This window comes from Olsenella sp. An290 (assembly GCF_002159535.1).
Classification (GTDB): Bacteria; Actinomycetota; Coriobacteriia; order Coriobacteriales; family Atopobiaceae; genus Thermophilibacter.
Window position 1 is genome coordinate 49,823 of the sequence record NZ_NFIU01000006.1, and the last position, 17,640, is coordinate 67,462.

Annotated in this window: 3 protein-coding genes; all 3 read right to left on the reverse strand. The window is 67.3% G+C overall.

The window, feature by feature from the left end; all coding sequences use genetic code 11:
• Positions 1–68: 68 nt before the first annotated feature.
• Positions 69–6,002, reverse strand: coding sequence for a beta-N-acetylglucosaminidase domain-containing protein (locus tag B5F84_RS09745; RefSeq protein WP_158094492.1), 5,934 nt, complete (start codon positions 6,000–6,002; stop codon positions 69–71).
• A 384-nt stretch (positions 6,003–6,386) separates the two neighbouring features.
• Positions 6,387–12,071, reverse strand: coding sequence for a discoidin domain-containing protein (locus B5F84_RS05175; RefSeq protein WP_204205509.1), 5,685 nt, complete (start codon positions 12,069–12,071; stop codon positions 6,387–6,389).
• Between the two features lie 226 nt (positions 12,072–12,297).
• The gene (locus B5F84_RS05180) at positions 12,298–17,592 is read right to left on the reverse strand and encodes a discoidin domain-containing protein (RefSeq protein ID WP_158094493.1); all 5,295 of its coding nucleotides are present in this window, start codon (positions 17,590–17,592) and stop codon (positions 12,298–12,300) included.
• Between the last annotated feature and the right edge of the window lie 48 nt (positions 17,593–17,640).

Sequence of the window (17,640 nt, forward strand, 5' to 3'; positions counted from 1 at the left end):
CGAGAAAGGGGCCGCGAGGCGTCTGCCCCGCGGCCCCTTCGGGCTGCTCCCTCTGAGCTCGAAGCGCGCTAGCTCTTGCGGCTCTTGAGGTAGAACGCGATGCCCGCGCCCACCACCACGACGGCGGCGATGACCACGCCCACGACGGGCAGCGAGTTGTCGCCGGTCGCGGGGACGGAGCCCGTGCCGGTGTGGCTGCTGCCGGGCTTCTGGGCGCCGGACGGCTTCTGGGTGTCAGAGCCGCCGGGCGTCTGGGTGTCGGAGCCGCCGGGCTCCTGGGTGTCGCCCGGCTCCTGGGTGTCACCGGGCTCCTCGGAGTCGGTCACGAGCGCCTTGATGGCGTCCTTGATGGCCGTGACGGCATCGTTGACCTCGTCCTGGGTGCCGTCCTCGAGGAGGGCGCGACCGGAGGCGATGGCGTCCTTGAGGGCGGCCACGGAGGCGTCCGTGTAGCCGCTCAGGTCGAGGGCCTCGGCCTCGGCGATAGCGTCCTTGAGGGCGAAGACGTTCACGAGGGCGCCCTGGGCGTCGATGATGGCCTGCGCGAGCTCGGCGTCCTGGGACGGGTCGTGCGCGGCCTTTGCGGCGTCGACGGCGTCCTTGAGGGCGGCCCAGCTCGTGGCGGTGTAGTCGCCCTCGTGCAGCGCCTCGGCGTCCGCGATGACCTTGTCAAGGTCAACGGGCTCGGTGGTGTCGAGCACAAGCCCCGCCTTGGCCTCCTGGAGCGCCGTCACGGCGGCGGAGACCTCGTCGGCGGTGCCGCTGGCGAGAAGCGCCTTGCCCGCCTCGTATGCCTTCTCGTAGGCAGCGAAGGAGTCCTCGGTATAGACGGAGGGGTCGTCGATGCCCTCGAACTCGGCCAGGGCGGCCTTGAGGGAGGTAACGTCGACGAGGCCGCTCACGGCATCGCGGAGCGCGCTGGTGCCCTCGGCGATCTGGGCCGGCGCGGCGCCGTCGGCCACGAGCGTGGCGAGGGCGTCCTTGGCGTCGGCGAGCGCCTTCCAGGAGGCATCCGTGAAGGTGCCGGCCTTGTCCTCGGTGTAGACCTTCTCCACGTCGGCGATAGCCTGCTCGGCGCGGTCCGCGGCGGTGGCATCGTAGGCAAGGGCGGCCTCGGCGTCGGTAATGGCCTTCGCAAGCTCATCGCCCTTGGCCTGAGACAGGTTGTCGGCATCCTCGAGCGCGGCCTTGGCGTCGGCGACGGCGCCCTGGTAGGCCTGCCAGCTGGAGGTGGTGTAGCCCGTGCCGTCCGTGAGCGCCTCGTCAACGAGGGCCTGGAGGTTGCCCGTGTACTTGGTCACGCCACCGTTCATGGCGTTCTCGAGCGCGGAGGCCAGCGTGGACACGGCGTCGGCCGTGAGGTAGTCGGCGCTGGCAACGCCCTTCTCGGCGGCGGCGACGGCATCGGCGAGGGCGGCGGTGGAGTCGGTGGTCCAAGTGGAGGTGTCAACGGCCTCGGCCTTGGCGATAAGTTCGCTGAGCTCGGTCACATCGGCGGACTTGACGGTGTCGAGCAGATAGATCTCGGCGATCTGCGGAACGGTCTCGCCCGTCCACTCGATCATGATGTCCTTGACGGCCGTGTACTGAGCAGCGTCACGGGTGAGGCTCAGAGACTCGCCGAAGCGGAACTCCTGGGAGACCTGATCGAGCGTGCCGAGCGTGACCTCGGTCGTCTTAGAGAAGGTGGTGTCCGTGTAGACAACGGCCTTGACCGTGGCGCCCGTCGGGTTGCCGCGGGAGATGATGCGGACGCCCTCGTAGGCGGTGCCGTCGGCCGTGAGCGGCTCGGACACGTGATAGGTCATCGTGCCCGTGGACTCAGCCTGGGGCGCCCACGCGGTGGAGAGGTTGTCGTCGATCATGAGGTCGGGCGTCATGCCCTCCTGCTCGGTGACGGTGCTCTCAAAGTCGCCGCCGGCGTAGGTGGAGACGTACTCGCCGCCGTTGATGCGCAGCTCGCCAATCTCAACCCAGCGGTTGGTATACGCGCCCGTGAAACGGATGCGCAGGTAGCGGCCAGTCGCGTTGAGGTTAGCCAGATCGTCCTGGTCGGCGCTGCTCACGTACTTGACGTTGGGGAACTCCATGGAGCTCGCCATCCACGTTGCGTCAGCGGCGGTGAGCTTGGCCGTCTCGGCGTTGTCCTCGACGATGTCGGCGCTGTTGATGTCAAGGACCTTGGTCCAGGTCTCGGCATCAGGCGTGTCCGCGACCTCGATCACGGCGTTGCGGATGAAGTCATAGGTGCTGTCGGGGACCATGTACTCGATCGTGTTGATCGTGCGCTCCTGGCCAAGGTCAAAGACGATCGCCTTGCCAGCCTCGGCGGGGCCGCTGCCGGTCTTGGCCGTAGTGGTGGGGTCGCCATCGAAGATGTTGGAGACAACGTAGGTGCCCGGGATGGTGAGGTCGCTCTTCTCGACCGTGGGATCAAGGGAGTCGAGATAGGTAGCGGAGAGGTCGGCCATGTCAACCTCAACACCATCGGTGCTGGCCTTGAAGCCAATGTAGCGGGCGGTGATGGCGCTGTCAGCGGCCTCCACCCACTCGAGGCCATTCTGAGAGCAGACAAGCGTGGCGTTGCCCTCGGCGGGCGACACGCTCACCTCGCGACGGACGGCACCAAGGTCGATGGCGATGATCTGACCGTCGTTCAGCGTGGTGCTGCCGGCGCCCACGACGCTGCCATCGCCCACGCGAGCGGAGACGTCAGCCGCGCTGAGGTCAAAGTTGGCCCAGACGTTGTCCTTGGTGTAGGAGAACTTCTCGTAGGCCTGGAGCTCGAAGAGCTGGAACCACTTGTCACCGTTGGCCTGGGTCACCACGAACTTGATGCCGGTGGCCTGGACGCGGTCGATCGAGACCTCCTGCTCGGCGGCAGAGCCGAGGGTTCCGCACCTCTCCCAGTTGCCGTTCTGAGTCGGGGTGGCGTCGGTGGTGTAGTAGAGATCAGCCGCTGCGATGCAGTCCGTGGAGCCCTGGAGCATGCGCACGGTGTCGATGTACTTGGACTCGCCAAAGGCAAGCATCACGTAGTCGTTAACACGGGTCTCGCGGCTGCTCCAGAACCTGGTCTCGTCGCTGCCGTCGGCGGCGTTGGCGATGCCGTTGGTCTGGTAGACCGGGATGTTGGTGGAGATGGAGACCTCGGCGGGAGCCTCGGCGCCCGTGTCGAGAGAGGCGTTGAGGTCGGCAACGCGCCACCACACGTTCTTGTCGGCACCGTTCACCACGCGCACGGCCTGGATCTGCTGGGCCTCGTCGAGCACGAACTCCTGCTTGGTGTTGGAGTTCACGTCGCCGGCCTTGACCCAGTCGCTGCTGCCGGCAACCTGGTACTCAATAACACCGGTATCGATGCCGTCACCGGCCTTGGAGGTGCCCTGGGCAAAGGTGAGCTTGTTGGCGTTCACGCCGCCGTCGGCAAAGGTGACGATCAGCGTGGCACCGGCGGGGATGGTGTCGCGATCGCTGCCCTCAGCGGCCTTGCGATAGTGCGTCTCGGTCTCGACGTTGTTGTCGGAGGAGTTCTGCGCGGCATTGGCGGCAATGACCATGTTCTCGAAGGTCACGGTGCCGGTGTAGACCGTCGGCTCCTCGACCTCGCCACCGTCGACCTTGTTGATCTCGATCTCGCGGAGCGTGAGCCAGCAGTTGCCGGAGTTATCCTCGGTGGCGATCAGGCGAACGCCATAGACGTCCTTCTCGTCTAGGCCCGTGAAGTCGCAGACAATCTCACGGTTGTTGGAAATCTCAGTGCCCTCAACGTCCTGCCAGACCTTCTCGCCATCCACCTCGCGCAGCACCTGGAGGTTGCCGGTGCGCAGCGTGTCGGACGGGTTGGCGGAGCTGTAGGTCACCGTGAAGCGGGTGAGGTCAAACGGCTTGCTCTGCTCGTAGCCAAAGTAGGTGCCGGCCGTGAGCTGGTTGGGGGTCTGGTAGCTGACGCCCGTGGTGGTGTCACCGTCGAAGAGGGTGTCGGTGTTGCCGTTGGGGGTGTCCTCACGGTTGGTGATGTACTTCCAGATCATCGCGTCCGGGTTGGACACGAGCTGGGCGCGCTCGGCAACGTAGTCGTTGAGAGCGGTGACCGTGGGATAGATGTAGGCCTTGCCCACGCGAGCGTACTCATAGTGGTCCATGTACCACAGGCTGTGGTTGTCGGCCGCGTCGAGCAGGCTGGAGCCCTCGGCGTACTTGGAGAGCAGCGTGGAGGTGTCGCCGGAGAGGTCGGCCTTGACGGCCTCGAGCTCCGCGATGGCCGCGGCGGTGAGGTCGTCCCAGGTGCTGATCCAGGGATCCATCTGCTCGAGCATCTCGGCCGTGCCCGCGTTGTTGCGGTAGTCTACGGCGTACTGCTGGATCTCCTCAAAGATGGCGATCATCTCGTCGCACTGGTCAGCCGTGACCGTGCCGGCGGTGAGGGCGGAGCGGAAGGCGGTGAGCTCCTCCTGGATGGCGGAGGACTCGCCGTTGATCCACGTCGCGCCGCCGCCGTACATGCGGAGCATGTGGCGGGAGAGCTCGCGCAGGGCGTTGGAGCCCTTGTTATCGATCGGAGAGTTGTGATCGATGTAGCTGAAGGAGTCTTCCCAGGTCTGGTCGGCGTGCTCGGTGGAGGTCCAGAGGTTCCACGAGAAGTCGGCGTTCATGAAGAGACCCTGCTTGGAAGGCTCGGCCTGCTGCATGGGGTTCAGGACGACGCCGGTGACGTCGCCGGGCTTGACGTCGGAGCCCAGGAAGTTGTTGTGGCCGCCCATGTGCAGGGCGTCCTTGTCGTTGTCGGAGCACGGCCAGTTGATCCACATGAACGGGGACTTGCCGCCGGAGTTGTTCTTGAAGTTGGTGAGGAAGGAGTTCTCGACCTTGCCCCAGATGCGGCCGCCGGTGTTGCCGACCTCGATGTTCTCGGGCAGCTGGGCGTACCAGGCCTCGCCCTGGCCGTAGTAGTTGACCGGGATGAAGACGATGGTGTCCTTGAGACCGGGGTACAGCAGGTTGCCGTCTGCGTCGGTCTTGGCCTGCATCTCATGGATCCAGTCGGTCATGTCCTCGAGGAGCTGGATGTAGAGGTCGTTGCCCTGGTTGGCAGCGTCGTCAGCGAGAATGGCAATCTGACGGACGCCGTGGTCGATGACCTGCTCGAACTTCTCCTGGAGGATGGGGAGCGTCTCACTGTAGTTGGCGCTCGTGATGGGGTTGTACATGAAGGGGTGGAGCGCGTAGAGGTAGCGGCACTTGGAGGCGTTGCCGGCCTCGGCAAGCGGCTCGATGAGGGTCTCGAGCTCATCCTCGGTGTAGAGGTCACGCCAGTTAGAGTTGTGCTTGGGGTCGTTCTTGGGGGCGTAGAAGTAGCCGTTGAGCTTGTAGTAGCCGCCCCAGGTCATGAGCTCGGCGCGGTCCTCGTTGCTCCAGGGGTTGCCGTAGTAGCCCTCGATGAAGCCACGGGTGGCCACGTCGGCGTAGTCCTCGCAGGTAAAGGCGGCCAGCTTGGCACCGTCGAGCTGCTGGAAAATCTGATAGAGCGTGGTGAGGCCGTAGAAGGCGGCGTCGGTGTCGCGGCCCAGGACGATGATCTGGTCCGCGCCGTCGGCGGCCGGGACGGAGGCAAGCAGGTAGGCGTCCGTCTTCTCAAAGAGGCTGGCGTCGTAGCTCAGCGCGCCGTCCTCGACGAGCTGCTCGACGTAGGCGTCGACCGCCTCGCCCGAGCCCTTGATGCCCACGAGGACGCTCGTGGTGCCCGGCTCGGTCGGGACCTCGTCCACGTAGGAGGCGGTCACGCCCTTGAGGGCAAGGGCCTCCTCCAGGCGGGCGACGGTGTACTCGTCAATCCCGCTCTCAACCACGGCGCTGGCGCTCTCGCGCAGCGTCTGGCTGCCCTCGGCATACTCGATGCTCTGAGGCGTCGGGTAGATCTGGTACGACACGCCCTCGGCACGGGCCGTGGCGGGGAGCACCAGCGCTACGAACGCGAACGCACAGGCGAGCAGAGCTGCCACGTGTCTCACAATGCGCTTCAAGACAGTCCTCCAATCTGAGTCCAATAGCATTCTTACGTTACGATACCCCGGCCTCCGGACAGGCGATAAAACGGCCAGCGGCACCTGAGCGCCCCACTGGTATCGGGACGATGAAACCAGCAGTGAGCGCCCCCTTTCTGCCAAGGGCACCTTACGTCGCACAAACGCACAGGTCAGATGGCATCTTATACGGCCATTCCCCTATCTCTCCCCTATTTCCGCGTTGTCAAGCGAGAAGAACCGCCCCTCGGTGAACGGTCGGAGACCGCGCCGCCCCTGGCGCGACGCCCTCGTCACGCGTCCGTTAGCAAAGAGGGGCGCCCCTTGCGGGACGCCCCTCCTGAGAACGGTCTGCGCTCTGGACTAGCGGCGGCGACGGACGCTGAGCACGGCGCCCAGGCCGGAGAGCGCGGCTCCCGCGGTGGCCACAAGGCCAACGGCAGCGGACGGGTCGCCGGTCTCGGGCACGGAGCCGGAGGGCGTGCTGCCGGTGCCGGGCTTGTCGGTGCTCGGCTGGCTGCCGCCGGGCTGCTCGGTGCCGGGCTCGTCGCCACCGGGCTGCTCGGCCGCGGGCTCAAGCGCGATGAGCGCGTTGTTGAGCGCGGTGTAGGCGGCCTCGAGCTCCTCGGCCGTCGCGTCCGGGTTGGCAAGGACGGCGTTGGCGGCGTCGAGGGCGGCCTGGTAGGCGGCCCAGGAGTCGGTGGAGAAGTCGGTGCTCACAAGACCGGCGTTGCGGTCGATGAGGCTCTCGATCTTCTCGGCGTAGTCGGTGCCGGGCTCGGGCTCAGGCTCGGACGAGGAGGTGACGCTGACGGAGAAGGTCGCGGTCTTGCCGCCGTAGGTCACGGTGACCGTCTTCTCGCCCGCGGCGTTGAACTGCGTGATGTCAAAGGCAAAGTCCGCGGCGGCATCGTCAAAGGCAACGTCGGCGGTCTCGCCGTTGTCGTAGGTGACGGAGAGCACGAGGCCGGAGGCGTCGAGCTTGTCGCCCACCTGGTAGGCGGTCTTGGTCGGGGCGGCCTTGACCTCGATGGAGGCAACCGTGGGCTCGGGGGCCACGGGCTCCTCGACGGAGACCGTGAAGGTGGCCGTCCTCTCGGCGTAGGTCACGGTGACGTCGGTGGTGCCGGCCGTCTCGAAGGTGCTGGGCTCAAAGGCGAAGTCGCCCGCGTTCTCCGTGGAGTAGGCCACGGTCTGCGTGGTGCCGTCGCTCATGGCAAGCGTGAGCACAAGGCCGGTCGCGTCAAGGGACTCGCCCACCTGGTAGATGGCCTTCGAGGGCTTGGCGCTCACGGAGATGCCCGTGACCGTGGGCTCGGGCGCGGAGGTCACCACGATCTCAAAGGTCTTGGTGACGCTGCCGGAGTAGGAGCCGATACCCTGGACGATCAGCGTGGCGGTGCCGGCGGCGGCGTTGTCCTCGTAGCCGAGGACGTAGTCGATGCCGTAGGTGAGCTCGGCGCCGTCAAGCGTGACGGTCAGGGTCTCGGGGTCGATCGTCACGGGGTGCGCGGCGTCAACCGACGGGACCTCGACGCTCTCGGGCACGCCCGCGACCTCCGCACCGGAGATGTCCGTGTAGGACGCGGCCTCGCGCAGGCGAATCTCGGCGGCAGACATGAACTTGTCGTTGCCGGAGTCCGCGAAGGAGTGCACGGCCTTGATGCGGAACTTCTGGGCCGTGACCGGCTCGTCGAACTCGGCGTACTGCCAGCTCTTGTCGTTGTACGCGACGGTCTCGTGCGCCGCCTCGACCCAGGCGCCGGACGCCTCGTCATAGTACTGGACGGAGTACTCGGTCAGGGCGCCGTTGCTGCCGCCGGACTGGCGCGGCAGGTAGCGCAGGCCCTCGATGGCCGCAGGCTCCTTGAGGTCCATCTCGACCCAGAGGTCGTCGAACGGGGGAAGGCTGCTCCAGTTGGAGTGGTAGTGGGTGCTCGGGTCGTTGTCAAAGGCCAGCTCGACGGGACCCTCGCTCGTGCCGGGCTGCTCGCTGCCCGCGGAGACCGTCATCTGGTCCACCGGGTAGTCGCGCGAGGCGTCGTCCGGCCCCAGCGTGGGCTCCTCGTTGAGGTTGATCGTGAAGGTGTTGCGCGTGGCGTGGTCCTCGGACTCGATCACGATGACGATCGCGTCGTTCTCGGCGGGGAGCACGGTCACGGAGGCGTTGTCGGCACCCACGGCCTCGACCTCGGCGAAGAGGGCCGGCGTGGAGTAGCTGCCCTGAGCGAGCGTGGCCTCGGGGACCTCGACGCCGTTCACCGTGAGGGAGGCGAGCTCGGCGGTCTTGTTGGTGGCGAAGGAGCCCTCGACCTTCATGAGCTCGATCTCGGTGATCATGGTGCAGGGCTTGAAGTTCGTGCCCGTGGCGGCCGTGGAGTTGGTCACCGTGATCTTCCAGAAGGTGCCCGTCGTCGGGGCAAAGCGGTAGGTGATCGGCGTCACGCTGTTGGCCTTGGTGCCGGTGGTCGCCTCGGTGTCGACGGTCGTCCAGACGGTGCCGTTCTCGGAGGCCTCGATCTTGACGTCGCTCGGCAGGCGGCCGGAGCCGCTGTCCTCGGCAAAGTAGATGGTAATCTCGTTCAGGCGCTGCTGGGTGGCGTAGTCGATCGTGATGCTCGACTGGGTGCCGCCGGCCTGCGCGAAGCTCCAGTTGGACCAGCAGGACTCGTTGGCGCCGCCGTCGTTGTTGGGGTCGATGACGGTGCTGCCGTCGATCACGGCCTCGAGGGTGTCGGACGGGTTGGCGGCGGTCGCCTCGTCCTGCACCACGTGGAGGGCGTCGGGACCAACGTTGCCCGCCTGGACGAGCTCCTCCTCCTGGACGCGCACCGTGGCGGTCACGTCGAGGTCGACGCCAAAGACGTTGGCGGTGCCAGTGACGCTCACCACGTCGCCCGCGTTGGCGTAGGCGTCCTCGCCGGGCTCGTCCCAGCTCACGGGGAAGCTCGCGTTGAGGATGGTGCCGTCGGCCAGGACCGCAGGACGGGCGTCGGGCAGGATCGGCTTGGCGCCGGGCTGCGTGGCGGTGGAGTAGTTGAGCAGGTCGGCCACACCGTCGAGCACGGTCACGCTTGCCGTGATCTTGGTGCCCTCAACGGTGCCCGTGACCTGGAAGGTGCCGGGAGTGGCCAGCTGGTCGGAGGTGACCTCGTCCCACGTCACGTCCTGGCTTGCGCTCGAGCCGTCGGAATAGCGGACCTCGACCTGCTCGGGCAGGGTGAGGGCGGTTCCGGTCTGCACGTAGTAGTAGCGCGAGAAGAACGCCGCGGTGACGGTCTTCTCACCGGTCTCGCTGCCCTCGTCGGCCGCGACGGGAATCGTGACCGTGTCGGACGCCATGCCGCTCGCCGTCACCTTGACGGTGATGGTGCCAGCGGTCTTGCCCGCGCGGACAATGCCCACGAGCTGACCGGCCTGGGCGGCACGGTTGTCGTCGCGATAGGACTGGAAGTCGGCCTGGACGCCGTTGTCCACGCCCGCGAGCTCGCCCGCGCCGGAGACCTCAAAGGTCACCTTGTCGGTGGCGTCGGCAACGATGTTGCCCTTGGCGTCCTTGATGGAGACGGTGACGTAGGCAAGGTCGTCGCCGTTGGCGGTAATGCCGTCGGCGTTGTAGGTGACCTCGGCGTCGAGCTGGGTGGCCTCACCCGTGGTGGACACGCTCTGGCGGCCCTGCCACGCGGTGGTGTCGGAGGTGTCGATGGGGTTGCCGGACTCGTCGAGCGCCACGGCCTTGAGGGTGCCCTCCTCGTAGGGGACGCTCCACGTGAAGTAGAGGCCCGTGTCGGAGTTGGCGTTGTTCTTGTCGATCTGGTAGGTGAAGCCAGCCTCGGTGGTGACGGTCTTGAAGGACTTGGCCGCGCCGACCTCCTTCTCCTGGCCGTCGGGCGTCACGAGGACGAGCTTGGCACCGGGGGCGTCCGTGTAGACGACGACCTCGATGTTGCCATTGTTGTCCTTCTTGACGAAGCCGCTGTCGTCGCTCCAGGCGGGCAGCACGTGGAGCGTGTGGACGTCCTCGTTCCACTGGCTCTGATAGAAGTAGTAGGAGTCCTTGGGCAGGCCCGCGGTGTCCACGATGCCGAAGAAGGAGTTCTTGGGCGAGGGGTTGCCGTTCACAAAGCCGGCGCCGGTGCCGTTGTTGGGCGTGGGCTCGCCGAGGTAGTCAAAGCCGGTCCACACGAAGGTTCCGCCGATGAAGTCGCGCTTGATGACCTCGTACCACGCGGAGGAGGCGGTGGCGCCCCAACCCACGGCGGACTTGTCGTAGGACGTGAGCATCTTGTCGGAATTGAGCTGCTGGCTGCCGGTGACGTTGTAGACGCCGCGGCTGTTGACGGCCGAGGCGGTCTCGGAGCCATACAGGAGCCAGTCGGAGTGCTGGCTGTGAATGCTGTCGTAGTTGGCGCCGCTGCAGTAGTTGAGGCCCACGATGCCGTCGGCGGCGGCGATGCCGGCCGGGTTCTGCGCGGTACCGCCACCCTTGATGTTGTTGTCGCCCTGGGTCACGGGGCGGGTGGCGTCAAGGGCCTTGGTCCAAGAAATGAGGTTGGACTGGATCTGGGGCAGGTTGGCGACGCCGCTCGTGCCCTCGGTGACCTCGTTGCCGAGCGACCACATGATGACGGACGGCGCGTTGATGTCGCGGCGCACGGTCTCCTGGAGGTCATACTGCGCCCAGGTCATGCTGGCCTCGGCGTTGATGAGCTCGGTCTCGCCGATCGTCTGGCTGAAGAAGCGGGAGTAGTCGTAGGTGTTGCCGTTCTTGGCGGCGGTCCAGCCGTCGAAGAACTCCTCGATGACCAGGATGCCGTGCTCGTTGCAGACCTCGACGAACTCCTCGGCGTAGGGGTTGTGCGTGGCGCGGATGGCGTTCACGCCCATGTTCTTGAGGATGAGCACCTGGCGCTCGATGGCGTCGCGCGTGCTGACGGAGCCGAGCGCGCCCTGGTCGTGGTGCATGCTCACGCCCTTGAGCTTGACGCGCTCGCCGTTGAGCGAGAAGCCCTGCTGGTCAAAGGAGAAGTAGCGGTAGCCGAAGGTGGTGTCGTAGGTGTCCACGACCTCCCCCGCGACCTTGACCTCGGTGCGCGCCGTGTAGAGCGCGGGGTTGTCAAAGCCCCAGAGGGAGGGGCTGTCCACCTGAACGCTCGCCTCGAGGGAGGCCGTGGCGCCGGCCTCGACCGTGGTGGAGGTGGTGGTGGTGCCCACGCTCTGGCCGCTCGCGTCGAGGATCGTCTGGACGACCTCGGCCTCCACGGCCGCGTCGCCGCTGTTCTCGAGCGTGGTGGCGAGGTTGGTGGTGCCGTCGCCGGACGCGAGGTTCGGCGTGGTCACCACGACGCCGTCCTTGGCCACGTGGACCGGGTCGGTGATGACGAGGTCGACGTCGCGGCCGATGCCCGAGCCGGAGTACCAGCGCGAGGACGGGGTCTGGTGGTTCACCTTCACCGCGATGACGTTCTCGCCGCCGTAGTTGAGGTACTCGGTGATGTCAAACGAGAAGGGCGAGTAGCCGTAGGGGTGCGTGCCGAGCTCGTGGCCGTTCGCCCAGACCGTCGCGTCCATGTAGACGCCGTCGAAGTCAAGGCGGACGGTCTTGCCCTCAAGGTCGGCGGAGACGTCAAAGCTCTTGCGGTACCAGCCGATGCCGCCGAGCTTGTAGCCGCTCTCGGCCTCGCCGGCGGAGGTGTAGTCCTGGTCGATGCTGTAGTCGTGCGGAAGGTCCACGTTCTCCCAGGAGGAGTCGTTGAAGACCTCGGCCTCGGCGCCGCTCACGTCGCCCAGGTTGAACTTCCAGTTGTCGTTGAAGTTCTGGGTGCGGATGGTGGGGTCGCTCACGGAGTTGATGTAGACGACCTCGGGGGTCGACTCCATCTGCGTGGTCGACTGCGAGCGCAGCGTGGGCGAGAGCCCTGCCGCAAGCGCCGCCGTCGCCGGCGTGCCGAGCGCAAGCGCGCCCGCGAGCGCTACGCCGAGGGCGTAGCGGAACCGCCTGCCGCGCCCTCCCTGGGCCCCGCACGCCTTGGTGCCGGATGCTGCCATAGAACCTCCTTACCATCGCGTCGAGGCAGACTGCCCCTCCGCACAAATGTCGCTAGTGAATCGAGTTTCAGGCATGACGCGCGCGGACGGCGCCTCAAAGGCCGTGGGCGGCCCCATTGCGCCGACAAACGGTCGTCCCGTTTCCTATGGTATTTGAATCAAATAACCACTTGCTGAAACAAAAAGAGGGGGCGCCCAATGGACGCCCCCTCGCTCCGTACGCTGGCTAGCGACGCCTGGATCCCACGCGGCGCGCGCCAAGAAGCGCCATGACTCCCGTGGCCGCCACGAGCCCCGCGGCAAGAGACGGGTCGCCGGTCTCGGGAACCGTACCGGACGGACGGCTGCCGGCAGGACGGTCGGAGCCGGGCTTCTCGCCCGCAGCGGGCTGCTCGCCGGTGCCGGGCTCCTCACCCGTCCCGGGCTCTTCGCCGGTGCCGGGCTCTTCACCGGTACCAGGCTCCTCGCCGCCCGGCTCCTCACCGCCAGGCTCCTCGCCGGTACCCGGCTCCTCGCCGCCGGCCTCCTCGACGGTGACCGTGAAGAGGGCCGTGAAGCCGCCATAGGTGACGGTGACGTCCTGGTGGCCGACCGTATCGAGCGTCGTCGGCGAGAACGTGAAGTCGTCGGCGTTGTCCGCGCCGTAGGCCACGGTCTGGGACGTGCCATCGCTCATGGCGAGCGTGAGCACAAGGCCGGTCGGGTCGAGCGCGTCGCCCTCCGTGTAGAGGGCCCGCGTGGGCGCCGTGGTCACGGAGATGCCCTCGAGCACGGGCTCGGCCACCTCGATCACAAACGGGAACTCGACCTCGCCCGTGTAGTTCACGGTGCCGCCGTGGATGCCACGGACCCTGAGGAGCGCCTGCCCCTCCTGCGTGTTGTTCTCGTACGTGAGGATGTAGTCCACGCCGTAGGTGAGCTCGGTGCCGTCCGGAAGCGTCACGGAGACGTCCTCGGGCGCGAAGAACGCCGGGTGCTCCGCGTCGACGCGGTCGACCGTGAGGGTCTCGGGCGCCTTGACCGTGGCGCCGGAGAGGTCGACGGCCTCCTCGGCCTTGCGCAGGCGAATCTCGGCGGCGGACATGAAGATGTCCTGGGTGGTGGTCGTGGTCTTCACGCCCTTGAGGCGGAAGTACCGGGCCGTCACCGGCTCGTCGAACTCGGCGATCTTCCAGGCGGTGTCGTCGGCCCAGGTGCCGGTGGCAACGGTCGTCCAGGTCTGGCCGTCGTCGCTCGCCTCGATGGCGTACTCGAGCACCTTGCCGTTGTTGCCGCCGGACTGGCGCGGCAGGTAGCGCAGGGCGTCGATGGCCGCGGGCTCCTCGAGCTCCATGGCCACCCAGAGGTCCTCGCGGGCGGCGCCGTTCCAGGCGGAGTGGTACATGGTGGAGGTGTTGCCGTCAAAGGCAAGCCTGACGGGACCCTCGCTCGCCCCGCCGTTCAGCTCCTCGCTGCCCGCGGTGGGGGTGATCTTCTCGACCGGGTAGTCGCGGGAGTCGTCCTCGGCGCTCGGGCCGGAGGACTCCTGCCCGAGGTTGATGACAAAGGTCTCGCGCCTGGTGTGGTCCTCGGACTCCACCACGATCCTCACGACGCCGTCCTGGGCCGGGAGCACCGTCACGGCGGCGTTGTCCGCGCCCACGGCCTCAACGTCGGCCACGAGGGCGGGGGTGTCAAAGCTTCCGGCCTCGAGCGCGGAGGCGGGGGCCTCCTGCCCGTTCACGGTGAGGGAGGCCAGGCGGGCGGTGGCGTTGGTGGTGTAGGAGCCCGTCGCGGAGATGAGCTGGATCTCGGAGATGCCCACGCACGGGCGGTCCGTGGACTGGACCTCGTCGGAGTTCGTGACCGTGAAGCGCATGAAGACGGCGTTCACCGGGCTGAAGTCGTAGGTGTAGAGCTTGATGTGCTCGGAGGTCTCCTCCGCGGCGATGGTCTCCTCGTAGGTGACGGGCACCCACGTGCTGCCGTCGCCGGAGACCTCGATCTTGGTGGTGTTGGCCTTGGGGTAGGCGGCGCTCCAGTCGTCGTCGACAAAGTAGACCTTGGCCTGGCCCACGCCGAGCGAGGTGTTGAGGACGATGGTCACGCTCGAGGTCGTGCCGCCCGACTGCGCGTAGTCGTAGTTGGTCCAGACGCTCGTGTTGGGCTGGCCGCTCTCAGGGGCCACGAAGGCCGTGCTGCCGTCGACGATGGCCTCGAGGGTGTCGGACTGGAGGTCGGCCGGGACGTCCTGCTCCACGCGCAGGAGCGAGCCGCCGCCCTGCTGGGCGATGTTGCCGCCCAGCTCGTAGGTCTGGCTCTGCACGCGCACGGTCGCGCTCACGGGGACGTCGCGCCCAAAGACGCTCGCCGTGCCGGAGACCTCCACCGTGCCCTCGGCACCAAAGGCGGCGTCCTCGGGCATCTGCCACGTCACGGGGAAGTTGGCGTTGATGATGGTGCCGTCGGCCATGGCGCCGGGCCGGGTGTCGGGCATGGCGGGGACCTGGCCCACGGGGGTCGTCGTGCTGTAGTTGAGCACGGCCGCCACGTCGTCGATCACGGTGACGACGGCGCTCACGCGCGCGCCCTCGACCTCGCCGGCCACCTCGAAGGAGCCGGGCTGGGCCAGCTGGTCGTCGGAGACGGAGCCCCACGCGATGTTCTTCTCGGCCGTGGTGCCGTCGGTGTAGGTGACGGTCACGGTCTCGGGGAGGGTCAGCGGGGTGCCGGTCTTCACATAGTAGTAGCGCGAGAAGAACAGGCTGTCCACGGTCTTCTCGGCGGGGGCGTCGGCGGTGGGCTCGGCCGTGATGGAGACGGTGGCGCCCTTGAGGTCGCCGGAGGTCACCTTGACGGTGATGTCGCCGCCGCGGCTGTCGGCGCGGACGATGCCCACGAGCTGGCCGGCCCAGGCGTCGCGGTTGTCGTCGCGGTAGGACTGCCAGTCCGGGGAGCTGCCGTTGTCCACGGCCGCGAGCTCGCCGGCGCCCGTGACCTCAAAGGTCACGTTGTTGGTGGCGTCGGGGACGATGTTGCCGTCCGCGTCCACCACGCTCACGGTGACGTAGGCCAGGTCCGCGCCGTCGGCGGAGATGGTGGAGCGGTCGACGCTGGCCACGAGCGCGGCGGGCTCGCCCGTGGTGGTCACGCTCTGGCGACCCTCCCAGTCGGCGGTGTCGAGCTCGGAGCCCTGGGCGTCGTAGGCCTTGGCGGAGATGGTGCCGTCCTCGTAGGGGACGTACCAGGTGAAGTAGAGGCCGGTGTGGCTGCTCTGGTTCTGCTCGTCGATCTGGTAGCTGTTGTTGCCGGTGTCCACGGTCTTGAAGGTCTTCTTGCCCAGGGACTGCGGCGCGCCGCCGTCGGCCGGGGTGAAGAAGAGCTCGACCTGCGCGGCGTCGGTGTAGACGACCACGGGCACCTTGCCGCCCTGGGAGGGGTCGCGGTAGACGACGTCGTCGTTCCAGGCGGGCAGGATGTGCAGCGTGTGGACGTCCTTGTTCCACTGGCTCTGATAGAAGTAGTAGGAGTCCTTGGGCAGGCCCGCGGTGTCCACGATGCCGAAGTAGGAGTTCTTGGGGCAGGGCCACTCGGAGCAGCCGTCGCCCAGGCCCGCCGCGGTGCCGTTCCAGGGCGTGGGCTCGCCGAGGTAGTCAAAGCCCGTCCACACGTACTCGCCCATGACGTAGTCGTAGCGCACGGTGTCGTACCACGCCTGCGAGGCGAGGTGGCCCCAGCTCACGCAGGAGCGGTCATAGGAGGTGAGCTGCTGGCCGGGGGCCGCCGTGGAGTTGTTGAGCACGTTGTCGTAGACGCCGCGGCTGTTGGTGGCCGAGACGGTCTCGGAGCCGTAGAGCACCCAGCTCGGGTTGTTCTGGTGCAGGTTCTCGTAGCGGCTGCCAAGGGCGTAGTTGATGCCGATGACACCGCCCGCGTTGGCCAGGTTGTCGGGGTGGTAGTTCCACGAGCCGCTCAGGAGCTGGTTGTCGCCGAGCGTGGCCGGACGGGTGGGGTCGGCGCCCTTCACCCAGTTGATGAGGTTCAGCTGGATGGTCTCGAAGTTGGGGATGGAGCCGCTCGGCGTGCCGGTGATCATCTCGTTGCCCACGGACCACATGATGACGGAGGGCGAGTTCGCGTCACGCGCGATGGTCTGCTCGAGGTCCCACTGGGCCCAGGTCTTCTCCGCGTCGGCGCCCACGAGCTCGGAGGTGCCCATGGCCACGCCGAAGTAGTTGGAGTAGTCGTTGACGTTGCCGTTCTTGGGCTGGGTCCAGCCGTCGAAGATCTCCTCGTTGAGAAGGATGCCCTCCTCCTCGCAGACCTCCACGAGCGTGCGGGAGGGCGTGTTGTGGGAGGTGCGGATGGAGTTGACGCCCATCTCCTTCATGATGCGCACCTGGCGCTCGACGGCGGCGCGGGTGTCCACGGAGCCCAGGGAGCCCTGGTCGTGGTGCAGGCAGACGCCCTGGAGCTTGAGGTAGGAGCCGTTGAGGTAGAAGCCGTTGTTGGAGTCGTACTCAAACCAGCGGTAGCCGAAGGTGGTGTCGTAGGTGTCCACGACGGCGCCGTCGACGCTCACCTCGGTGCGCAGGACGTAGAGGGCGGGGTTCTCGGTGTCCCAGAGGGTCGGGTTGGCGGCGGCCACGCTCGAGTCAAAGGTCGTGGTGGAGCCGGCGGCCACGGTCTGGTCGGTCGTGGTGGAGCCGATCGCGGCGCCGCCGTCCTTGGGCAGCACGGACTGGGTGACGCTCACCTGCACGTCCTTCTCGCCCTCGTTGGCAAGGGTGGTGGAGAGCGCCGTGGTCACGGTGCCGGAGGCGTGCTCGCTCTCGATGTCCGGGGTGGTCACGCGGACGCCGTCTTTGGCCACGTGGACCGGGTCGGTGATGACGAGGTCGACGTCGCGGCCGATGCCCGAGCCGGAGTACCAGCGCGAGGACGGGGTCTGGTGGTTCACGCGCACCGCGATGGTGTTCTGGCCGCCCACGTTGAGGTAGGGCGTGAGGTCAAACGAGAAGGGCGAGTAGCCGTAGGGGTGCGTGCCGAGCTCGTGGCCGTTGATGTAGACGGTGGCGTTCATGTAGACGCCGTCGAAGTCGATCCGCACGCGCTTGCCGGCGAGCTCCTTGCCCACCTCGAAGCTCTTGCGGTACCAGCCCACGCCGCCGAGCTTGTAGGCGCTCTCGCCCTCGCCCGACTCCGAGTAGTCCTGGTCGATGCTGTAGTCGTGCGGGACGTTGACGCTCTCCCAGGTGGAGTCGTCAAAGGCGGCCTCGCTGGCCCCCGTGGCCTCGCCGAGGTAGAACTTCCAGTTCCTGTTGAAGCTCTGGGTGCGCTCGGTCGGGTCGCTCACGGTGTTCACGTAGACGGTCTCCGGGGCGGAGCTCATCTGCGTGGTGGACGCCGAGCGCAGCGTGGGCGCAAGCCCCGCCGCAAGGGCCGAGGTCGCGGGCGTCGCAAGCGCGAGAGCGCCCACGAGGGCCGCGCCCAGGGCCCGTCGGACCAGCGCCCCGCGCGCCTTGGTGACAGGTGCCGTCATTGATGCCTCCTTTTTGCCTCCGGGCCGGGGCCCGGCGCTGTGCATGCC